The following is a 19,526-nucleotide window of genomic DNA, read 5'->3' as shown; positions in this document are numbered from 1 at the left end:
GTGAGAAGCACCGGCGACGGCAGAGTTGCGGGCGGCGCTGTTCCGCTCTGCAGGGGCGTGGGCGAACCCGCTGTCGGGCAGCACACGAGGGAAGCAGACGGAGGCGGGGACCCCGCCGACCGACTCGGCTACCGGGGACCCACGGCATGCGCGGCCGCCGGCATCACCTACCGACAGCTTGACTACTGGGCGCGTACCGGTCTCGTCGAGCCCAGCGTGCGATCGGCCCAGGGCTCCGGGACCCAGCGGCTCTACAGCTTCCGTGACGTCGTGGTGCTGAAGATCGTGAAGCGGCTGCTGGACACCGGGGTGTCCCTGCAGAACATCCGTGCCGCCGTCAGTCACCTGTGCACCCGGACAGCCGAGGATCTCGCGCAGATGACCCTCATGAGCGATGGCGCCACGGTGCACGAGTGCACCTCGCCGGACGAGGTCGTCGGGCTCCTCCAGGGTGGTCAGGGGGTCTTCGGCATTGCGGTCGGGGTCGTGCGCGGTGACGTCGAGCAGGCCCTCGCCCAGCTCCCCGGCGAACGGGTCGACACCGGGGAGACGCTCATCCGGCACAACCCGGCCGATGAACTGGCCCGTCGTCGCAACCGCGCCGTCTGAGAAGGCCCGCCGTTCCGGGCGGTTGTCACTGCCGTAGGGCAGCATCGGAGGCGTGAGAGACGCTCCGACGATCCTGCATCTGGACATGGATGCGTTCTTCGCTGCCGCGGAACAGGCCGCGAAACCCAGCCTGCGCGGAAAGCCCGTCGTCGTCGGCGGGCTGGGGCCGCGCGGCGTGGTCTCCACCGCGTCGTACGAGGCCCGCGGCTTCGGGGTCCACTCGGCGATGTCGACCGCACAGGCGCGGCGTCTCTGCCCCAACGCGGCCTATCTGACACCGCGCTTCTCGCTGTACCGCCAGGTCAGTGACGCCGTCATGGAGCTCCTGCACGCGCTCTCCCCGCTCGTCGAACCGCTGAGCCTCGACGAGGCCTTCGTCGACCTGGAGGCCGGCGGCATCGAGGCCGGCGAGGAAGCAGCACGACGCGCAGGCGAGAAACTCCGCCGCGACATCCGCGCGGCGACGACGCTCACCGGCTCCGTGGGGCTGGCCGGCTCGAAGATGCTGGCCAAGATCGCCTCCGAGCAGGCCAAACCGGACGGGCTGGCGGTCATCCGGCCGGGCACCGAACGCCGTCTGCTCGGACCGATGCCCGCCCGCATCCTGCCCGGAGTGGGCCCGGCCACGGCCGAACACCTGCGAAGGGCCGGAATCCACACGGTCGCGGAGATAGCGGAAGCCGGCGAGGGCGAACTCGTACGGCTGCTGGGGAAAGCGCACGGAACCTCGTTGCACGCCATGTCGACCGGACACGACGACCGTCCCGTGGTTGCCGAGCGGGACGCCAAGTCCGTTTCCGTCGAGGACACGTTCGACGTCGATCTGCACGACCGGGTGCGGGTCCGCGCCGAGGTCGGCCGGCTCGCCGACCGCTGCGTGAAGCGGCTGCGCTCCGCCGGACGCTCGGGGCGCACCGTGGTGCTCAAGGTCCGGCGCTACGACTTCTCGACGCTCACCCGCTCCGAGACCCTGCGCGGACCCACCGACGAGCCGGCGGTGGTGCGGGAGGCCGCGGACCGCCTGCTCGACGGGGTGGACACCACGGGCGGCATCCGGCTCCTCGGAGTGGGCGTGAGCGGACTCGCCGACTTCACCCAGGAGGATCTCTTCGCGCAGGCGGCCTCCGAGAACGCCGAGCGGGCGGAGAGCGGATCGCTCGAGGCCGAGGCCCTGGATGTTGCCGGCGTGACCGGGAGCCAGGGCGCCCCGGCGGCCGGCCGTCCGGCCGTCCGTCGCTGGCTGCCCGGCCACGACGTCCGGCATCCCGAGCACGGAGCGGGCTGGGTGCAGGGCAGTGGTGTCGGAAAGGTGACGGTCCGCTTCGAGCGCCCGGGCTCGGCGCCGGGCCGAGTCCGAACGTTTCCCGTGGACGACCCGGATCTGCAGCCCTCCGAACCACTGCCGCTGACGGGCGGGGCCGGTCAGTCCCCGGCCCCGGCGATACGGCCGAAGTCCTCGCCGGGAGCGGAGCGCTCCGGTGCCGCGGCGTCGAGGCCGTAGTGGTGATAGAGCTGGACCTCCTGCTCGGGGGAGAGATGCCGGCCGACGCCGAAGTCGGGGGCGTTGCGGACCAGGTCCCGCAGGAAGGGCACGCGCAGGGCGTTGTCCACGATCTCGCTGGGCTCGAGGGGGACGAACGCGTCCCGGCCGAAAAATCCGGTCCGTACGGCAGCCCATTCGGGTCGTCCCGTGGCGTCGTCGAGGTAGACCTCGTCGACGGTTCCGAGCTTCGCGCCTTCCCGGTCGTACGCCTTGCGGCCTATCAGGCTCCGCGGATCGATGTCGGTCTGCACGGTCCCTCCAATTGCTCGCAGAACGTCTCTGAGAACTACGAAAATGCAGAGCGGGACGTTCGGCCACTCGGAGGGGTGGGGGAGAGCGCTGGTAGGCTGGCTGTGGCCGCAGACCCCGTGCGGGAGAGTCCTCCACCGCAAGGCAGGAGGCGCCGAAGGAGCAAATCCTCCCCGGAATCTCTCAGGCACACGTACCGCTCGGGCGAGGTCACTCTGGAAAGCAGGGCGGGCTACGAACGGCCACCGGCCGGCGGAAACCCCTCCTCACCGACGGTGAAAACCGGGACCCGGCGGCCCCGGTGAAGCTCTCAGGTCGAGATGACAGAGGGGGAGGCCGTCCGGGTACCCGCGCCGTGGTGCCCCTCGCAGGTCGTACGACCAGGAGGCCTCCGCAGATGACAGCCAACCGAGTCCCGCTCTCCCAGCTCGAACGTGGCACCCCCTTCGAACAGCGCCACATCGGCCCCGATGCCGAGGCCCAGGCCAAGATGCTGGCCCAGGTCGGCTACGGCTCCCTCGAGGAACTCACAGCCGCCGCCGTGCCCGAGGTGATCAAGAGCGCAGAGGCGCTGAACCTCCCCGACGCCCGGAGCGAGGCCGACGTCCTGGCGGAACTCAGGGAACTGGCCGACCGCAACCAGGTGCTGTCGTCGATGATCGGCCTCGGCTACCACGGCACCTTCACCCCGCCGGTCATCCTGCGCAACGTCATGGAGAACCCCGCCTGGTACACCGCGTACACGCCGTACCAGCCCGAGATCTCCCAGGGCCGGCTGGAGGCGCTGCTGAACTTCCAGACGGTCGTCGCCGATCTGACCGGTCTGCCGACTTCCGGGGCGTCGCTGCTCGACGAGGGCACTGCCGCTGCCGAGGCCATGGCGCTCTCCCGCCGGGTCGGGAAGGTCAAGGACGGCGTCTTCCTCATCGACGCCGACTGCCTGCCCCAGACCGTCGCCGTGATCGAGACCCGTGCCGAGCCGACCGGTGTCGACGTGGTCGTGGCCGACCTGTCCGACGGCGTCCCCGCCGAGGTTGCCGAGCGCGGTGTCTTCGGCGTGCTGCTGCAGTACCCCGGTGCGTCCGGCCGGGTCCGCGACCTGCGTCCGGTCATCGAACAGGCCCATGAACTGGGCGCGATCGTCACCGTCGCGGCCGACCTGCTGGCCCTCACGCTGCTGACTCCGCCCGGGGAACTCGGCGCCGACATCGCCGTCGGGAACAGCCAGCGGTTCGGCGTGCCGATGGGCTTCGGCGGCCCGCACGCCGGCTTCATGGCGGTCCGGGACAGGTTCGCCCGGAATCTTCCCGGCCGGCTCGTCGGCGTGTCCGTGGACGCCGACGGCAAGAAGGCCTACCGCTTGGCGCTGCAGACACGTGAGCAGCACATCCGCCGCGAGAAGGCCACCAGCAACATCTGCACGGCGCAGGTCCTCCTCGCCGTCATGGCGGGGATGTACGCCGTCCACCACGGTCCCGACGGACTCGCCGCCATCGCCCGACGTACCCACCGCTTCGCGACCCTGCTCGCCGAGGGACTGCGGGCGGGAGGCGTCGAGGTCGTCCACGACGCGTACTTCGACACCGTGACCGCCCGGGTCCCCGGGCGGGCCCAGGAGGTCGTCGAGGCGGCTCGCAGGGCCGGGATCAACCTGCGCCTCGTCGACGGCGACCTGGTCGGCATCTCCTGTGACGAGACCACCGGCCGCCGGCACCTGACCGCGGTGTGGGGCGCGTTCGGAGCCGAGGCCGACGTGGACGCCCTGGACGCCGGGACCGGCGAGGCCCTCCCCGAGGGTCTGCGGCGCACCGGCGAATTCCTGACCCACCCGGTCTTCCACGCGTACCGGTCCGAGACCGCGATGCTGCGCTACCTGCGGGCGCTCGCGGACCGTGACTACGCACTCGACCGCGGAATGATCCCGCTGGGCTCGTGCACCATGAAGCTCAACGCCACGACCGAGATGGAGCCGGTGACCTGGCCCGAGTTCGGCGCCCTGCATCCCTTCGCTCCGGTCGAGCAGGCGGAGGGCTACCTGACTCTCATCCGTGAGCTCGAGGAGCGCCTCGCCGAGGTCACCGGCTACGACAAGGTCTCACTCCAGCCCAACGCCGGGTCCCAGGGCGAGCTCGCCGGTCTGCTCGCGGTGCGGGCCTACCACCGGGCCAACGGCGACGAGCAGCGCACCGTCTGCCTGATCCCGTCCTCGGCCCACGGAACCAACGCGGCCAGCGCGGTGATGGCCGGCATGAAGGTCGTGGTGGTCAGGACCCGAGACGACGGAGACGTCGACGTCGACGACCTCAACGCCAAGATCGAGCAGTACGCCGACCAGCTGGCCGTGCTGATGGTCACCTACCCGTCGACGCACGGGGTCTTCGAGGAGCACATCACCGACATCTGCGCCGCGGTGCACGACGCCGGCGGGCAGGTCTACGTGGACGGCGCCAACCTCAACGCGCTGGTCGGCCTCGCCAAGCCGGGCAAGTTCGGCTCGGACGTGTCGCACCTCAACCTGCACAAGACGTTCTGCATCCCGCACGGTGGCGGCGGCCCCGGCGTCGGTCCGGTCGGGGTCCGGGCGCATCTCGCCCCCTACCTGCCCAACCACCCGTTCCAGCCGGCCGCCGGACCCGAGACCGGTGTGGGCCCGATCTCCGCCGCGCCGTGGGGCTCGGCGGGCATCCTGCCGATCTCCTGGGCGTACGTCCGGCTGATGGGCGCCGAGGGCCTGCGGCGGGCCACCCAGGTCGCCGTGCTGGGCGCCAACTACATCGCCAAGCGGCTCGAGCCCCACTTCCCGGTGCTCTACACGGGGCCGAACGGGCTGGTGGCCCACGAGTGCATCGTCGACCTGCGCCCGCTCACCAAAGCGACCGGAGTGAGCGTCGACGACGTGGCCAAGCGCCTGATCGACTACGGATTCCACGCACCGACGATGTCCTTCCCTGTCGCCGGAACCCTGATGATCGAGCCCACCGAGAGCGAGGACCTCGCGGAACTCGACCGTTTCTGCGAAGCCATGATCGCTATTCGTGCGGAGATCGACCAGGTCGCCTCGGGGGAGTGGACCGTCGAGAACAACCCGCTCCGCAACGCCCCACACACGGCGGACGCCCTGGCCGGGGACTGGGGCCACCCCTACAGCCGCCGGAACGCGGTCTTCCCGGCGGGGGTCGTGCCGGCCGACAAGTACTGGCCGCCGGTGCGCCGGATCGACGGGGCGTTCGGCGACCGCAACCTCGTCTGCTCGTGCCCGCCCCTGGAGGACTACGACGCCTGATCCTCGAGGAGGGGGCCGGTTCGGCGGTGACGTCGGCCGGCCCCTTCGGATGTCCCGCCTCCGGGCGTCCCGGCCGGGAGGGCGGGTTCTCTCAGGCCGCGGTCACCATCCGCGGCCGGTGCGGGGCGATGATCCGCCCGTCGGGAAGCAGTTCGCCGGTGTCCTCGAACAGGAGAACGCCGTTGCACAGCAGGCTCCAGCCCTGTTCCGGATGGCGCGCCAGAGGCTGGGCGGCCTCGCGGTCGGCGGACTCGGCGGACGGGCAGGGCGGCTTGTGCTGGCACATGGCGTGTTCTTCCCTGTGATGTGGTGGTGTTCCGCGGCCCGGACCGGTGTCGGGGGCCGCGCCCCCGAAAGCGTGGGATCGGTTCCAGTGTTGCCCCAGGGGGGTGGTTCCGCAGGGATTTTGCGGCAACCCCCGCATGGGTACAGGGACTATCACCCTTGCGGGCGGGTTCGGAAGCACCGGGAGGTCACTTCGGGGGATACCGATGGCCGGAACGGACGATGTCCGCCGGACGAGCCCAGGAGCGCCGCGGTCGACACTCGCAGGGTCATGACCGGAAGCAGATCCGCCACCCGGCGCGGAACGTGGGGCACGATGCCCGGAGGCGCGGGCGCCAGCGGGATCAGCAGGTCACCGGAGGCGGGCCGGCCCGCTTCGGCGTCGGCGGTGACGTCCTCGTGCAGCCACAGGGTCATCATGTAGAGCTCGGGCACCGACAGCAGACGCGGTTGGTACGCAGTGTCCGGGATCGACTCGGCCTGGGCCAGGGCTCGTTCCGTGGCCCTGACATAGGGGCCCTCGACGAAGTGCGCGAAGGCCCATCCGTCCGCGGTCAGCGCGGTCTGCGCCGCGGCCACGGCCGGCGCTCCCGCCTCCTGACCGTCCCGGACCAGGAAGCGCCAGCCGGCCAGGGCGGTGCGGGGGCCCTCGCCGTCGGGGGTGATCCGCTCCAGTACGTGCACGGGAAGTGGTACGTCGGGGATGAGCGGGCCGGTTGCCCTGCGCAGGGCCGGAGTCCTGCGTTCGTCGACGGCTGTGGGGGAGCCAAGGGCCGTCAGGACGCTGCGCAGGGCAGGCGAGGGTGCCAAAGGGACATGCAGCGGCATCGTGAGTCGCCTCTCGTATCAAAGACACGTGAAACTACGGAACGTCGTGCGGAGAATGGAGTGTCGAAGAGGTCAGAGGAGTCCGGGGCGACGCACCGGCTGTGCTGTGCCTTCTCTCTGCCTCACCGAGAGCTTATACGACCTGATCAGGCGATGATTCCGTCGGGAGTCCTGCATGCCGACGGCAAGGTGATTACCGGACCATTTTCCGAGGTGGATCGGTCCCCTTCTGTCCGGTGGTGGGAAGCAACACCTCGTGTCATACCCAACGCGGCCCAGGCCGATTCCCGTCGGAGATTCTCGACGGGCAATCGGCTTCAATCGTTACGCTGCCCGTGCCGGAGGAAAGTGCCACGGTGCGTGTACGGGAGAGCGTAGCGGGCAAGGGGTGGTGGCGCGGCGTTATGGATCACAACGCATGGGCAGCATCGGTGCACGCTCGTCGCGAGGGAAGGAAGGTCGCATGGGGGAGAAGGTCGAGTCGGGAGGGTTCGATCTGGCGGACCGGCAACGCCACCGGAGCAAGCTGCACCAGTGTCTCGAGGGACTGGAGCGGCTGCTGGAAGAGAAGAGGTTCGACCGTCCCAGGAATCTGATGGGACTGGAGATAGAACTGAATCTCGCCGGCGAGGACGGTCTTCCACGAATGCTGAACACCGAGGTTCTCGACCGCATCGGGAGCGGTGATTTCCAGAGTGAACTCGGCCAGTTCAACCTCGAGGTGAACATTCTCCCGCACCGGTTGTCGGGAAGGGTTCTCGATCAGCTCGCCGAGGAACTGCGCGCCGGCCTCTCCTATGCCGATCGCAAAGCACAGGAGTTGTCCGCGGGAATCGTGATGATCGGCATTCTTCCGACGCTCGCCGGACAGGACGCCGTTCTCTCGAACCTCACCGACGTCGGCCGCTACACGTTGCTCAACGACCAGATCATCGCCGCCCGCGGCGAGGGCATCGTCCTCGACATCGACGGCGTCGAGCATCTGACGTTCAACTCCTCCTCGATCGCCCCCGAGGCGGCGTGCACCTCGGTGCAGTTGCACCTCCAGGTCACTCCGGGGCGCTTCGCCGCGCTGTGGAACGCCTCCCAGGCCGTGGCCGCGGTGCAGATCGCCCTCGGGGCCAACTCGCCGTTCCTCTTCGGCCGGGAGCTGTGGCGCGAGTCCCGGCCCCCGCTGTTCCAGCAGGCCACCGACACCCGGCCGCCGGAACTCAAGGCGCAAGGCGTCCGCCCGCGGACCTGGTTCGGGGAGCGATGGATCGACTCCGCCTTTGACCTCTTCGAGGAGAACCTGCGCTACTTCCCCGCACTGCTGCCGATCTGCAGCGAGGAGGAGCCACTGCGGATCATCGAGAACGGCGGCATCCCGGAGCTGAACGAACTGGTGCTGCACAACGGCACCATCTACCGCTGGAACCGGCCGGTCTACGAGGTCGTGGACGGGGTCCCCCATCTGCGGGTCGAGAACCGGGTGCTGCCCGCCGGGCCGACCGTCGCGGACGTGATCGCCAACACGGCGCTCTACTACGGCCTCGTGCGCACGCTCGCCGAGGAGTCCCGTCCGGTGTGGTCGAAGCTGGCCTTCGAGGAGGCCGCGGCCAACTTCGACGACGCCTGCCGGTACGGCATCGACGCCGAACTGCGCTGGCCCAGGCCCGGCCGCCAGGGCGGTGTCGCCCGTGTCCCCGCGGTGCGGCTCGTCCAGGAGGAACTGCTGCCCCTCGCAGCCGCGGGCCTCGACGCCTGGGGTGTCGAGCCCACCGACCGCGACCACTACCTGGGCATCATCGAGGAACGCTGCAGGCTGCGGGTGAACGGGGCCTCCTGGCAGGCCGCCACGTTCCACCAGGCGCTGGACTCCGGTCTCGACCGGGCCGCGGCGCTGGCCGTGACGACCCGTCGCTACTGCGAGCTGATGCGTTCCGGCGAACCGGTGCACACCTGGCCGCGCTCGCTCTGAGCCTGCCGCCGGGCCCGGTCCGCCCCCGGAGTGCGCCCGGCAGGCCCGCGTCCGGCAAGCTGTGATCCTCCCGCGGGAAGGGAGCCCGGCAACGGGAGAGCCGCTGCGAACTGGAGGCGTGCGTGCACATGGACCTGGAGCAGCCGGTGGGCCCTCGGCCCGGGAACGAGGTACCGCGCAGCATCCTGCGCAGCGAAACGGTGATCGTCCTCGCACTGTCCGTCGGTGCGAGTGCCGCCTCCGCTCTCATCAGTTTCGTCGGCTCGGTGACGAAGCCCGGTGGTCTGAAGGACCAGGCCGCCAACCTCAACGCCTCGTATGCTCCCGGCCGGCCGTGGCTCGACCTGGCATGGCAGCTCTTCGGCATCGCGACGGCCCTGGTCCCTGTCCTGCTCGTTGCGCACCTGTTCGTGCGGGAAGGCGCGGGCGGACTCCGCGCCGTCGGCTTCGACCGTCTGCGCCCCGGTTCGGATCTGGCCCGCGGAACCGTGGTCGCCGCCTGCATCGGTGGCAGCGGGCTGCTGTTCTACCTCGCGGTGCGGGCCGCCGGATTCAACCTCACGGTGGTGCCGGAGTCGCTGCCGGACGTGTGGTGGAAGATGCCGGTGCTCGTCGCCTCCGCCGTGCAGAACGCCGTGGTCGAGGAGGTGATTGTCGTCGGCTACCTGCTGTGCCGGCTCGACCGGCTGGGATGGACCCCGATGGCGGCACTGCTGGCCAGCTCGTTGCTGCGCGGGTCGTACCACCTCTACCAGGGCATCGGCGGGCTGGTCGGCAACATCGTGATGGGCGTCGTCCTCGTCCTGCTCTACCGGCGCTGGGGGCGGGTGGGGCCGCTGGTCGTCGCCCACGCGGCCATTGACATCGTGGCCTTCATCGGCTACGCCCTTCTGGCCGGGAAGGTCGGCTGGCTGCCGACCCCCTGAACCGAGGCGCAACGACCGGCGGCTGCGCAGTCAGGCGCTGACGAGCAGCTCGCCGTCGATGACGGTGACAGCGCCGCCGGTCAGCAACGTGCGCTCGCCGCACAGGTCCACGCGCACCAGCCCGGAGCGCGCCGATGCCTGCAATCCGGTGAGCTCGTCGCGCCCGAGGCGGGCGGCCCAGAACGGGGCGAGAGCGGTGTGCGCGCTGCCGGTGACCGGGTCCTCGTCGATGCCGGACGCCGGACCGAAGAAGCGGGAGACGAAGTCGTATCCGTCGGCGGCGACTGCGGCCCGCGCGGTCACGATCACACCGCGGTGGTCGAGCCGGGCGACGGCGGCGAGGTCGGGGACGACGGAGCGCACCGTGTCCTCGTCGGCGAGTTCGACCAGCAGGTCCCCGACGTCGGGCCCGGTGTCGTGGGCGGACAGAACCTCGGCGCCCAGCGCTGCGGACAGCGTCCCGGGCACCTCGACGGCGGTCAGCGGTGCGGTGGGGAAGTCGAGCGTGATCGTCCCGTCGTCCCGTGCAGTGGCGCTGAGGACGCCGCTGCGGGTCGCGAACCGCACCGCGCCGACGGCGGTGCCCGCGGTGTGGAGCACGTGCGCCGTGGCCAGGGTGGCGTGCCCGCACATGTTGACCTCGGTGGCCGGGGTCAGCCAGCGCAGCGCCCAGTCCGCGTCCGATCCTTCCGGCAAGGGGTGTGCGAAGGCGGTCTCGGAGAGATTGATCTCGGCGGCGACGTTCTGCATCCATTCCCCGGACGGGAAGCCGTCCGAGTCCAGCAGCACGACCGCGGCCGGATTGCCCGCGAAGGGACGGTCGGTGAAGGCATCCACGATTCGAATCCGCATGCCGGGACCTTAGGTCCGTCCATACCGGCCCGGCAAAGGCCACTCATCACTCCGTGGCTCCTCCAGATTGGGGTCCGCGACCGTGGACCGGCCGAACCGGTTGAGCACACAGGACAGGTGCCATGCCGGGTGACGCTCCTGTCGCCGGACCTGCCACCATGGCCCGATGCAGTCATCGCAGGGGAGAAGGGGCGGCCTCGCGCTCGCCCTGGTGTCCGCCGTCGCGTTCGGGGGATCCGGGGTGGCGGTCAAACCGCTCATCGAAGCCGGGCTCGAGCCGTTGCACGCCGTCTGGTTGCGGGTCGCCGGCGCCGCGCTCGTCATGCTCCCGGTCGCCTGGCGGCACCGTGCACTGCTGTGTCGCCGCCCCACGCTGCTGGCCGGTTTCGGGCTGCTCGCCGTGGCGGGCGTCCAGGCCTGCTACTTCGCCGCGCTCTCGCGGATCCCGGTGGGCGTCGCCCTCCTGATCGAGTATCTCGCCCCGGCCCTGGTCCTCGGCTGGGTGAGGTTCGTGCAGCGCCGGGCGGTGAGCCGGGCCGCGGTCGCCGGGGTGGTCCTCGCTGTCACCGGACTCGCCTGTGTGGTCGAGGTCTGGGCCGGGATGCGCCTCGATCCGGTCGGTCTGCTGCTCGCCCTGGGCGCGGCCTTCTGCCAGGTCGGGTACTTCGTCCTCTCCGACCATGGCGCCGAGGGGCGGGACGCGGCCGATCCCATCGGCGTCATCGCCTACGGGCTGCTCGTGGGCGCCGCGGCGCTGACCGTGGTCGCCCGGCCGTGGGAGACGGACTGGTCGGTGCTCGCCGGCCGAGCCGACCTGGACGGGGCCAGGGTGCCGGCGGTCCTGCTGCTGGGGTGGACGGTGCTGGTTGCGACGGTCGTCGCCTATCTCACCGGCGTGCTGTCCATCCGCCGGCTCTCGCCCCAGGTCGCCGGAGTGGTGGCGTGTCTCGAGGCCGTGGTCGCCACCGTGCTGGCCTGGGTACTGCTCGGCGAGCACCTCTCGGCAGCGCAGGTTCTGGGCGGAACGCTCGTCCTCGCCGGTGCCTTCATCGCCCAGACATCGGTGCCCCGTCCGGCGTCGCCGGGCGGGCTCACCGGCTCGTCGCCGGAGGACGGCGACGAGGCCGAGGGCAGTCGTCCGGCCGGCTCGCGGACGGCATAGGGTGGCGATCATGTATTCGACCGCACTCGTGCTGCCGCCTCCGGTCCGCTGAGGCGGGTGGCCGCAACCCGGAAGACCTGACTCGGGCCCGTGCCCGGGTGGTTCGGCGCGCCCGCATTCGTCGCAGACGTCGTCCGGATTTCTTCCCGTGGAGAACCACTCGTGTCGAATTCTTCCCCCGCGCTGCCCGTCGGGCGTGGTCTCGTCTATCTCGTCCTGGCCGGTGTGGCCTGGGGAACGGCGGGTGCCGCCGCCGCGCTCGTCTACCGCAGCAGCGACCTCGGGCCGATCGCCCTGTCGTTCTGGCGCTATGTCGGAGGGCTGGCCGTCCTGCTGGCCGCACATGCTCTGCGGCCGCGCCGGCGGCGGACGGTGAAGCCCTCCCCCGAGCCGGTGCGCCGCCGGCTCGTGCGCATCGGCGCGACCGGCCTGGGGCTGACGGTGTTCCAGACCGCGTACTTCGCCGCGGTCCAGGCCACCGGCCTCGCCGTGGCCACGGTCATCACGCTGGGCGCCGGTCCCGTCCTCATCGCGGTCGGGGCGCGACTGAGCCTGGGGGAGCGGCTCGGCGTCGGCGGAACGGCCGCCGTCGCCGGAGCACTCGGCGGACTCTGCGTCCTGGTCCTCGGCGGTGGGGCGGCTACCGTCCGGCCCGACGGGGCCGTGCTGGCACTGGTGTCGGCGGCCGGCTATGCCACCGTCAACCTGGTGACCCGGCGGCTGGGCAGGGACGGCGGGGGCCCCGGCGCCGGCTCCACCACGGGCTGGGCCTTCGCGGTGGGAGCCGTCTGCCTGCTGGCGCCGGCCGCGGCGGAAGGGCTGCTGCCGCAGACCGCGGATCCCCTTCTCGTGCTGACCCTCCTGGTGTACGTGGCCGTCGTGCCGACCGCTCTCGCCTACGCCCTGTACTTCGCGGGGGCAGCGGTCGTCCGGGCGGCGACGACCTCGGTGATCATGCTGATCGAGCCGGTGAGCGCGGCCATCATTGCCGTCGTCCTGCTGGGTGAGCAGCTGACGTTGGCTGCCGTGTCGGGCACGGTACTGCTGCTGGCCGCGGTCGCCGGGCTCGCGGCCTCGGAGGCCCGGCTCGCCGCGGCCGTACGCCGGGCCGCTCCGGCCTGACCGGATTCCGCCATGGCGGGACAGTCCCGGCAGGCGGTCCCGCCACGGGAGTTCAACGTGTGCGCAGGTAGGCGGGCAGTGCGACCGAAGGGTCCAGGTCGTCCGCCGCGACGGGGACACCCCGCTGCACGGAAACCGGGACCACACCGCTCCAGTGAGGCAGCGACAGGTCCTCGGGATCGTCGTTCGGCCCGCCCTCGCGCACCTTCGCGGACACCTCCTCGAGGTCGAGCCGGAGCACCGCAGTGGCGGCCAGTTCCTTGGCGCTGGCGGGCCGGGAGTCGGCCGAACGGCCGGGCACGACGTGGTCCACCAGTGCATCCAGTGCCTTCGACCGTTCGTCGGCATCGGTCACCTGACGGGCCACGCCGTGCACCACCACGGAGCGGTAGTTGATCGAGTGGTGGAAGGCGGACCGCGCCAGGACCAGCCCGTCGACGTGGGTGATGGTCAGGCACACCGGGAGCCCGGGGTCGGCCTCCCCGCCAGCCGAACGCAGCGGTCGCGAGCCGGTCGAGCCGTGGATGTAGAGGCTCTCGCCGATGCGGGCGTAGAGGGTGGGCAGCACCACCGGGGCGCCGTCCCGCACGAATCCGAGGTGGCAGACGTACGCCTCGTCGAGCAAGGCGTGCACGAGCCCGCGGTCGTACGAGGCGCGCTGCGGAGCACGGGTGGGGACGGTCCGGCCGGTCGGTTCGTAAGCTGTCGCGTCGGTCACGCGGTCTCCATTGAACTAGTGCATAATAATGTTTGTGCTAGGAGAATATCCAATCCAGGGGCGCCGCGCATCGGAGATCTCCGCCAGCGTGGAACAGGGCGTCGCCAAGGGTGCGTTGAGCCCCGGCGAACAGCTGCCACCGGTGCGCGGACTGGCCGCCGAGCTGGGCGTGGACCCGAACACTGTCGCCGCGGCGTACCGGACCCTTCGCGACCGTGGCGTCATCGAGACCGCGGGCCGCCGCGGCAGCCGTATCCGGGCCCGGCCCGCGAGCGCGCCGCGGGAGACGATCCGCGTCGACGTCCCGTCCGGGGTGCGGGACGTCTCCCGGGGCAACCCCGACACCGCTCTGCTGCCCGACCTCGCCCCGGCGCTCGCGGCCGCTGCGGCGGCGTACGGTACGCACCCGCCGCTCTACGGAGACCCCCCGCTCGACGCGGAGCTGGAGAGTGTGGCGCGGGCCGCCTTCCGCGCGGAAGGGGTGCCCGACGGCGGGCTCGCGGTCACTTCGGGTGCCCTCGACGCCATCGAGAGGGTGCTGGGCGCACATCTGCGCCCGGGGGACGCGGTCGCCGTCGAGGACCCCGGCTGGGGAAGCCTCCTCGACCTGATCCCGGCCCTCGGGCTGTGCACGGTTCCGGTCGCAGTCGACGACGACGGCCCGCTGCCCGGGGATGTCGAACGAGCGGTGGCCCGCGGAGCCCGTGCGCTCGTCGTCACCTGCCGGGCCCAGAACCCGACGGGCGCGAGCCTGAGCCGGGAGCGCGCCGCGGAGCTGCGGACGCTGCTCGCCGCGCACCCGCAACTGCTGCTCATCGAGGACGACCACGGGCACGGCATCGTGAGCCTGCCGCTGCATGCGCTGGCCGGAAGCGTGGAGCACTGGGCGCTGGTGCGTTCCACGGCCAAGGCGTACGGCCCCGACCTGCGACTCGCGGTGCTCACCGGCGACCGTACGACGGTCGACCGGGTGCAGGGGCGCCAGCGGCTCGGCCCGGGCTGGGTCAGCCACCTGCTTCAGCGCGCGGTCGTCCATCTGTGGCGGACCGGTGCCGTGAACCCCGCCTTCGTCGCGGGGCGTTACGGCGAGCGCCGCGATGCCCTGCTGGACGCCCTGCGGGAGCGGGGAGTGCGGGCACACGGCCGCAGCGGAATGAACGTCTGGCTGCCGGTGCCCGACGAAACCGTCGCCGTGGCCCGATTGCTGCAGTCGGGCTGGGCGGTCGCCCCGGGGGCCCGGTTCCGGATTTCCTCACCCCCCGGCGTCCGGGTCACGGTCTCGCCGCTGACGCCGGACGACATCGGCACGCTCGCCGACGCCCTCGCGGCGTCGGCCCGGCCGGGGACCGGGGTCCGCTACGGCTGACGACGATGCAACCGCGGCCGGCTCTGGGTCAGGGCCGCGCCCAGCAGCACCACGAGAGCGCCCACCGGGGTGTTCCAGGTGAGCTGCTCGTCCAGCAGCGCCACACCGGCGGCGGTCGCGATGACCGGGATGAAGTACGTGACCAGGGTTGCCGTCGTCGGTCCCACCTCGGCGACCAGACCGTACTGGAGGAGGAACGCGAGCCCGGTCCCGAGCGCGCCGAGGGCCACCACGGCCAGCAGCGGCAGGACCGGCAGCGAAGTCGGCACGGACGTGAACAGGGGTGTCACCACGGCGAGTTGGAGGGTGCCGAGCAGGAGTTGGGCGCCGGACATGGACAGGTGGGAGTTCCCCGTGCCGGCCAGGGTGCGCCGGACGTAGATCCAGCCCACGGCGTAGCTGAGCGCCGCAACAAGCGCCATGGAGGTGCCGGCGAGGTCCTGGCCGGCAAAGCCCTGCCAGGCTCCGAGCACGGTCAGCACGCCGGCGAAACCGATACCCAGCCCTGCGAACCTCCGGCGGGTGGGCCGGTCCTCCGACAGGGCCACCGTGGACAGCAGCATCCCCCACAGGGGCGTGGTCGCGTTGCAGATGCCGGCGAGGGTGGACGGGATGGTCACCTCGGCATAAGCGAAGAGCGAGAACGGCAGAGCGTTGAGCAGGAACGCGGCGACGGTGAGGTGGCCCCAGGTGCGCATTCCCCGGGGCAGCCGCTGCCGTTTGACCGCGAGCACCGCCACCAGCACGGCGGCCCCGAACAGCATCCGCCCCAGCGTGACCTGGAGCGGTGCGTAGCCCCGGGTCCCCACCTTGATCAGCAGAAAGCTGAAGCCCCAGATCAGGGACAGCGCCGCGAAGCGGATCCGCCAGTCCACGGAGGTCCGGCGGGGGAGCGGTGCAGGTATCGGGGGGACGACAGGGGCGGGGGGCGCCGGCGCGGGGGTCGCTCCGGGTGCTGCTGCGGTGGTCATGCGGTCAACCATGCAGCCGGCAACCTCTTAGGACAAGCGAGAATCTGTGGAGTCATCGCTTAGTATTGCTTAATGTTCAACCTGGAGCGTCTCCGCACCCTGGAAGCCGTGGCCCGTCACGGGTCGGTGAGCGCGGCGGCCGACGGCCTCCACGTGACGACGTCCGCCGTCTCGCAGCAGCTGGCCAAGCTCGAGCGAGAGGCGGGCCAGCAACTGCTCGGCAGGAACGGGCGCGGCGTACGGCTGACCGACGCCGGCCGCCTGCTCGCCGACCATGCTGCGCGCATCCTGTCCCAGGTGGCGCTGGCCGAGGCGGACTTGGAGGCGCATCGCGGAGCGGCCGTCGGGGAACTGCTGCTCGGGGCCTTTCCGACCGCGGCGCGGGGGCTGTTCCCGGCGGCCTTTGCCGAGCTCGCCTCCGCTCACCCGCAACTCCGGGTGAGCCTGCAGGAGACGGAGCCGGACGACGCGGTGCCGCGGGTGGTGCGCGGCGACCTGGACGTTGCGGTGGTCCTGGACTGGTACAACAGGCCGATCTCCCTGCCCGAGGGGCTCGCCAAGGCACCGCTGCTGGACGACGTCGCCGACGTGGCCATGCCCGCGGGGCACCCGCTCGCCGCCCGGCGCGAGGTCGATCTCGAGGAATTCGCGGGTGACGCCTGGATCTCCTGGCCGGCCGGCGAGTTCTGCCACGACTGGCTGATGTTCACCCTCCGCGGCAAGGGGATCGAACCCCGGATCGCGCACACCGCGGAGGAGCACCACACCCAGCTCCTGCTGATCGCCGCCGGGCTGGGGGTCGCGGTCGCCCCTCGCCTGGGGCGGGGCCCGGTACCCGATGGGGTCAGCGTGGTTCCGGTGCGGCACACCATGCGCCGGCACATCTACGGGATCTGGCGGGCCGACGCCGACCGCCGTCCGGCCGTCCGGGCCGCCGTGGGCGCACTGCAGAAGGCGGCCCGAATCGTTGAGGGCTGCCTTCTGACGGCTGACCGCTGAACGGGAACCCCGGTCTCAGCCCCGGGTGATCGAGTCGCCCTTGACCGTGATCTTCTCCGCCGGCAGGGGTTTCGTCGCGGGGCCGTGCTCGACGCTGCCGTTGTCGATGCTGAACCGGCTCCCGTGGCAGGCGCAGTTGACGGTGCCGTCGCCGACACTCGACACGATGCAGCCGGCGTGGGTGCAGACCGCCGAGAAGGCCCTGAACTCCCCCGCCGACGGCTGGGTCACCACGATCTTCTCGTCGGCGAAGATCTTGCCCCCGCCCTCCGGAATGTCCCCGGTCGAAGTGAGCGCACCGCCGCCGGTCGTACCCGGATCGCTCGAGCCACCCGTGCGGGAGGGGGAGTCCTCCGGTTGGCCGCCCTCGCCGGAGGCGCCGCAGGCGGCGAGCGCGGCGGTCAGGCCGGCCGCTCCGGCGACCGCGACCACGGCACGGCGGCACAGGGCCGGTTCCGTTTCCTGAGATTCCGTCATGGTGATGTTTCCTTTTCGATGGGCCCGGAGGAGGTCCGCGGCGCGAGCGGGGAGAGGGGCGCTCGCGGCGCCGCAGTGGGACTACATGGTCACATCCCAAGAGCCTTCTTCAGGAAGTCGAGCTGGAACCTCAGCAGATTCTCCGCGACATCCTCCTGGGCCGCCATGTGGGAGACCCCCGGCAGCGGCAGGACGCTGTGCGGCCTCCCCGCCGCCAGCAGCGCTGCCGACAGCCGGAGGGTGTGCGCCGCGAAAACGTTGTCGTCGGCCAGCCCGTGCACGAGGAGCAGCGGACGACGCAGCCGGTCGGCGTCACCGATCAGCGAGGAGGCGTCGTAGCTCCGCGGTTCCTGGTCGGGATGTCCGAGGAAACGCTCCTTCCAGTGGGTGTCGTACAGGCGCTGGTCGGCGGGAGGCGCCCCGGCCACGGCCGCGTGGAAGACATCCGGCCGGCGCAGGACCGCCCCCGCCGCGAGATAGCCGCCGAACGACCAGCCTCGGATGGCGACCCGGCCGAGATCGAGCTCGGGATGCTCCTTCGCGGCCGCGCGCAGCGCGTCCACCTGGTCGTCGAGGGCAGCCGTGAGCGTGTCCCCGCGCACGGCCTTCTCCCACACCGGCCCGCGGCCCTGGGTGCCCCGGCCGTCGGTGACGAGCACGGCGAAGCCCTCGTCGGCGAACCACTGCGACACGCAGGAGGCCCAGGTGCGTGCCCGGACGGCGACCTGCATGGCCGGGCCACCGTACGGATCGAGGAGCACCGGCAGCGGACCCGAGCCGGGTTCGTACCAGGAGGGCAGGTACAGCGCGCCGCGCAGCCGGCGCTCGCCCAGTGACGAATGGGCGGGCCGGGGCATGAGCAAGGGTTCCTCCGCGAGTGACGCGATGGCCCGGTCGGGACGGCCGGCGCGTCGCACCGTCGTCCGCCGGCCGGCCGGCGTGAGGCCGTCGAGGACGAGGGTGCCGCCTCCGGCAACGGCCGTGTGCAGACCGGGGCCCGAGCTCAGGAGAGCGCATCCGGTCTCCGGCCGGTAGGACCACACGTGTGTCTCGACGGGGTCCTCGCTCGCCGTGAAGAGAACCTTTTCGCCGTCCACGGCGAGCACTTCCCGCAGCTGGAGTCCTTCGGGCGTCACACAGCGCCCGTCCACGGACAGCCGTCGGGTTGCGCCGTCGTCCTCGTGCCGGACGAGCGCACCGGACGCGGTGCGGGCCGGCGTCCCCGGCACGAGCTCGACCCAGGCGCGGTCCCGCAGTTCGTCCCGGAGCGTGGTGTCACCCGTCGCCGGGTCCACCGAGAGGAAGCGCAGGGTGCGCTGGTCGCGGCTCTGCACACCGATCAGCGGGCCGTGCTCGTCCCACCCAGCGGTCGCGAGGTACTCGAACGCGCTCCGGTCCCACCGCACCGGCGTGCGCCTGCCGTCGAGCGTCACGATGTGGAGCGACACGTCCGCGTTGGCGGTACCGGCGACGGGGTAGCGGACGGCCCGGGGACGTTGCCCGGGGCGGGCCGGATCGCCGATGTACCAACGTCGCACCGGCGTGTTGTCGACCCGCGCCACCAGTAGGGCGCGGCCGTCCGGGGCCCACCAGAAGCCCCGCCGGCGGTGCATGGACTCGGCGGCCACGTGATCGCTGAGCCCATAGCTCGCCTCCGGGCCGTCGGGCTCGGCGAGACTCCGGGCGTCGTGGCCGCTCACACCGGTGACGTGCAGCGCGCCCGCCGAGACGTAGGCGATGTGCCGGCCGTCGGGGGAGGGCCGGGGGTCGACGACCGGACCGGCCGCCGGGATCCGGAACGGAGCGCTGCCGGGGCCGGACAGGAGGGCCGCCCACAGCTCTCCGTTCAGCGCGAACGCGGCGATTCCTGCCGCTCGGTCCGTCGCATACGCCACCACCCCGTCCGCCTGCTCGCGGGCCCTCTCCCGCCGCAGCAGTTCCTCCTCGGGGGTGCCGCCCTCGCCGGTGGCGCCGCACAACTCCGGCCCGGCCAACAGTCGTTCGCGCCCGCCCTCGTACGACCAGAGCCGGCTCACCGGATCCCGGCCCCCGCCGGTCCGCAGGAACACCACGCGTTCCCCGTCGGGGGAGACCGTGAAGTCCCGTGGGACACCGAGCGAGAAACGGCGCGTGCGGGCGAACTGGCGGGGGAACTCGGATGCATCGGGCACGGAGC

General features: G+C 71.7%; 17 protein-coding genes and 2 riboswitches. Of the genes, 9 read left to right on the top strand and 8 right to left on the bottom strand.

Translation table 11 applies throughout. From position 1 onward, the window contains the following. Both M1E25_RS08875 and M1E25_RS08870 read left to right on the top strand, forming a co-directional pair. Window positions 1-609 (top strand): MerR family transcriptional regulator, encoded by a 609-nt coding sequence (locus tag M1E25_RS08875; RefSeq protein WP_372500544.1) that lies wholly within the window; start codon window positions 1-3, stop codon window positions 607-609. Window positions 610-661: 52 nt separating this feature from the next. Next, window positions 662-2,110: a DNA polymerase IV gene (locus tag M1E25_RS08870; RefSeq protein ID WP_251412294.1), complete on the top strand. Its 1,449-nt coding sequence runs from the start codon at window positions 662-664 to the stop codon at window positions 2,108-2,110. Here the strand turns inward: M1E25_RS08870 and M1E25_RS08865 are convergent. Next, window positions 2,032-2,415, bottom strand: a complete 384-nt coding sequence (locus tag M1E25_RS08865; RefSeq protein WP_251412328.1) for a PRC-barrel domain-containing protein — start codon at window positions 2,413-2,415, stop codon at window positions 2,032-2,034. The genes M1E25_RS08870 and M1E25_RS08865 overlap by 79 nt on opposite strands. Before the next feature lie 98 nt (window positions 2,416-2,513). Then, window positions 2,514-2,610: riboswitch (glycine riboswitch) on the top strand. Continuing rightward, window positions 2,611-2,738: riboswitch (glycine riboswitch) on the top strand. A 60-nt stretch (window positions 2,739-2,798) separates the two neighbouring features. Between M1E25_RS08865 and gcvP the strand changes: the two genes are divergently transcribed. After that, on the top strand, window positions 2,799-5,684 hold the full coding sequence (gene gcvP, locus M1E25_RS08860; RefSeq protein ID WP_251412292.1) for an aminomethyl-transferring glycine dehydrogenase: 2,886 nt from the start codon (window positions 2,799-2,801) through the stop codon (window positions 5,682-5,684). Window positions 5,685-5,775: 91 nt separating this feature from the next. On the opposite strand, the gene M1E25_RS08855 is transcribed toward gcvP, so the two are convergent. Then, window positions 5,776-5,970 carry a DUF5999 family protein gene (locus M1E25_RS08855; RefSeq protein WP_251412291.1) on the bottom strand — a complete coding sequence of 65 codons (195 nt, stop codon included), beginning with the start codon at window positions 5,968-5,970 and terminating at the stop codon, window positions 5,776-5,778. Window positions 5,971-6,122: 152 nt separating this feature from the next. After that, window positions 6,123-6,797, bottom strand: a complete 675-nt coding sequence (locus M1E25_RS08850; protein ID WP_251412289.1) for a hypothetical protein — start codon at window positions 6,795-6,797, stop codon at window positions 6,123-6,125. A gap of 463 nt (window positions 6,798-7,260) precedes the next feature. Between M1E25_RS08850 and M1E25_RS08845 the strand changes: the two genes are divergently transcribed. Next, window positions 7,261-8,757: a glutamate-cysteine ligase family protein gene (locus M1E25_RS08845; protein ID WP_251412287.1), complete on the top strand. Its 1,497-nt coding sequence runs from the start codon at window positions 7,261-7,263 to the stop codon at window positions 8,755-8,757. A 128-nt stretch (window positions 8,758-8,885) separates the two neighbouring features. Next, on the top strand, window positions 8,886-9,683 hold the full coding sequence (locus M1E25_RS08840) for a CPBP family intramembrane glutamic endopeptidase (protein ID WP_251412326.1): 798 nt from the start codon (window positions 8,886-8,888) through the stop codon (window positions 9,681-9,683). Window positions 9,684-9,713: 30 nt separating this feature from the next. Here M1E25_RS08840 and M1E25_RS08835 read toward each other — a convergent pair whose 3' ends face one another. After that, window positions 9,714-10,535 carry a PhzF family phenazine biosynthesis protein gene (locus M1E25_RS08835; RefSeq protein WP_251412285.1) on the bottom strand — a complete coding sequence of 274 codons (822 nt, stop codon included), beginning with the start codon at window positions 10,533-10,535 and terminating at the stop codon, window positions 9,714-9,716. A gap of 166 nt (window positions 10,536-10,701) precedes the next feature. Here M1E25_RS08835 and M1E25_RS08830 point away from each other — a divergent pair, with 166 nt between their 5' ends. Then, the gene (locus M1E25_RS08830) at window positions 10,702-11,697 is read left to right on the top strand and encodes an EamA family transporter (RefSeq protein ID WP_251412283.1); all 996 of its coding nucleotides are present in this window, start codon (window positions 10,702-10,704) and stop codon (window positions 11,695-11,697) included. Between the two features lie 162 nt (window positions 11,698-11,859). Beyond that, the gene (locus tag M1E25_RS08825; RefSeq protein ID WP_251412280.1) at window positions 11,860-12,819 is read left to right on the top strand and encodes a DMT family transporter; all 960 of its coding nucleotides are present in this window, start codon (window positions 11,860-11,862) and stop codon (window positions 12,817-12,819) included. Window positions 12,820-12,871: 52 nt separating this feature from the next. Here the strand turns inward: M1E25_RS08825 and M1E25_RS08820 are convergent, their stop codons facing one another. Next, a complete protein-coding gene (locus M1E25_RS08820; protein WP_251412278.1) occupies window positions 12,872-13,537 on the bottom strand; it encodes a pyridoxamine 5'-phosphate oxidase family protein in 666 nt (221 codons plus the stop codon). Between the two features lie 34 nt (window positions 13,538-13,571). Between M1E25_RS08820 and M1E25_RS08815 the strand changes: the two genes are divergently transcribed. Further along, window positions 13,572-14,903: an aminotransferase class I/II-fold pyridoxal phosphate-dependent enzyme gene (locus tag M1E25_RS08815; protein WP_251412276.1), complete on the top strand. Its 1,332-nt coding sequence runs from the start codon at window positions 13,572-13,574 to the stop codon at window positions 14,901-14,903. Here M1E25_RS08815 and M1E25_RS08810 read toward each other — a convergent pair. Next, window positions 14,894-15,874: a DMT family transporter gene (locus M1E25_RS08810; RefSeq protein WP_251412274.1), complete on the bottom strand. Its 981-nt coding sequence runs from the start codon at window positions 15,872-15,874 to the stop codon at window positions 14,894-14,896. The two genes, M1E25_RS08815 and M1E25_RS08810, sit on opposite strands and share 10 nt — an antisense overlap. A 72-nt stretch (window positions 15,875-15,946) precedes the next feature. Between M1E25_RS08810 and M1E25_RS08805 the strand changes: the two genes are divergently transcribed. Beyond that, a complete protein-coding gene (locus M1E25_RS08805; protein ID WP_251412272.1) occupies window positions 15,947-16,873 on the top strand; it encodes a LysR family transcriptional regulator in 927 nt (308 codons plus the stop codon). 15 nt (window positions 16,874-16,888) lie between these two features. Here the strand turns inward: M1E25_RS08805 and M1E25_RS08800 are convergent, their stop codons facing one another. Together M1E25_RS08800 and M1E25_RS08795 are read right to left on the bottom strand one after the other, a co-directional pair. Further along, the gene (locus M1E25_RS08800) at window positions 16,889-17,350 is read right to left on the bottom strand and encodes a Rieske (2Fe-2S) protein (protein ID WP_251412270.1); all 462 of its coding nucleotides are present in this window, start codon (window positions 17,348-17,350) and stop codon (window positions 16,889-16,891) included. An 89-nt stretch (window positions 17,351-17,439) separates the two neighbouring features. Then, window positions 17,440-19,521 (bottom strand): S9 family peptidase, encoded by a 2,082-nt coding sequence (locus M1E25_RS08795; RefSeq protein ID WP_251412269.1) that lies wholly within the window; start codon window positions 19,519-19,521, stop codon window positions 17,440-17,442. Window positions 19,522-19,526: the final 5 nt, after the last annotated feature.

The sequence above is a fragment of the Streptomyces meridianus genome (assembly GCF_023703325.1).
GTDB lineage: Bacteria > Actinomycetota > Actinomycetes > Streptomycetales > Streptomycetaceae > Streptomyces > Streptomyces meridianus.
Note: the sequence above shows the minus strand (reverse complement) of the source record. Positions and strands in the feature narration are given on the sequence as shown.

Bases quoted from the DNA above. Each gene is read 5' to 3' on its own strand.
- gcvP (WP_251412292.1), top strand. From the start codon at position 2,799: ATGACAGCCAACCGAGTCCCGCTCTCCCAGCTCGAACGTGGCACCCCC.
- M1E25_RS08855 (WP_251412291.1), bottom strand. From the start codon at position 5,970: ATGTGCCAGCACAAGCCGCCCTGCCCGTCCGCCGAGTCCGCCGACCGC.
- M1E25_RS08850 (WP_251412289.1), bottom strand. From the start codon at position 6,797: ATGCCGCTGCATGTCCCTTTGGCACCCTCGCCTGCCCTGCGCAGCGTC.
- M1E25_RS08845 (WP_251412287.1), top strand. From the start codon at position 7,261: ATGGGGGAGAAGGTCGAGTCGGGAGGGTTCGATCTGGCGGACCGGCAA.
- M1E25_RS08840 (WP_251412326.1), top strand. From the start codon at position 8,886: ATGGACCTGGAGCAGCCGGTGGGCCCTCGGCCCGGGAACGAGGTACCG.
- M1E25_RS08835 (WP_251412285.1), bottom strand. From the start codon at position 10,535: ATGCGGATTCGAATCGTGGATGCCTTCACCGACCGTCCCTTCGCGGGC.
- M1E25_RS08830 (WP_251412283.1), top strand. From the start codon at position 10,702: ATGCAGTCATCGCAGGGGAGAAGGGGCGGCCTCGCGCTCGCCCTGGTG.
- M1E25_RS08810 (WP_251412274.1), bottom strand. From the start codon at position 15,874: ATGACCACCGCAGCAGCACCCGGAGCGACCCCCGCGCCGGCGCCCCCC.
- M1E25_RS08805 (WP_251412272.1), top strand. From the start codon at position 15,947: ATGTTCAACCTGGAGCGTCTCCGCACCCTGGAAGCCGTGGCCCGTCAC.
- M1E25_RS08800 (WP_251412270.1), bottom strand. From the start codon at position 17,350: ATGACGGAATCTCAGGAAACGGAACCGGCCCTGTGCCGCCGTGCCGTG.